Consider the following 790-nt stretch of genomic DNA (forward strand, 5'->3'; position numbering starts at 1 on the left):
CTGGTCAGGGAGCTGACCGGCGGCAAGGAGGCGAACAAGGGCGTCAACCCCGACGAGGTGGTGGCCATCGGCGCCTCGCTGCAGGCCGGTGTCCTCAAGGGCGAGGTCAAGGACGTCCTGCTGCTGGACGTCACCCCGCTGTCCCTGGGCATCGAGACCAAGGGCGGCATCATGACCAAGCTGATCGAGCGCAACACCACGATCCCGACCAAGCGCTCGGAGATCTTCACCACCGCCGAGGACAACCAGCCCAGCGTGCAGATCCAGGTGTACCAGGGCGAGCGGGAGATCGCCGCGTACAACAAGAAGCTGGGGATGTTCGAGCTGACCGGGCTGCCGCCGGCGCCGCGCGGGGTGCCGCAGATCGAGGTCACCTTCGACATCGACGCCAACGGCATCATGCACGTCTCCGCCAAGGACCTGGGCACCGGCAAGGAGCAGCGGATGACCGTCACCGGCGGCTCGGCGCTGCCCAAGGACGACATCGAGCGGATGATGCGGGAGGCCGAGCAGTACGCGGAGGAGGACCACCGGCGCCGGGAGGCGGCCGAGACCCGCAACCAGGCCGAGCAGCTGGTGTACACCACGGAGAAGTTCCTGGCGGACAACGCCGACAAGGTGCCCGGGGATGTGAGGTCCGAGGTCGAGGCGTCGGTGGCGGAGCTGAAGGAGAAGCTGGGGGGTGAGTCCGCCGGGGGTGACAGCACAGCGGCCATCCGCGAGGCCTCGGAGAAGGTGGCGGCCACCAGCCAGAAGCTGGGCCAGGCCCTGTACGCCGACGCCCAGGGCC

Annotated in this window: 1 protein-coding gene; it reads left to right on the forward strand. The window is 68.9% G+C overall.

The window, feature by feature from the left end; all coding sequences use genetic code 11:
- Positions 1-790 (forward strand): Hsp70 family protein (locus tag AC2CJA_RS26975; protein ID WP_484605251.1); only part of this gene is annotated, 790 nt, incomplete at both ends.

The organism is Streptomyces sp. ATLC9 (assembly GCF_057196705.1).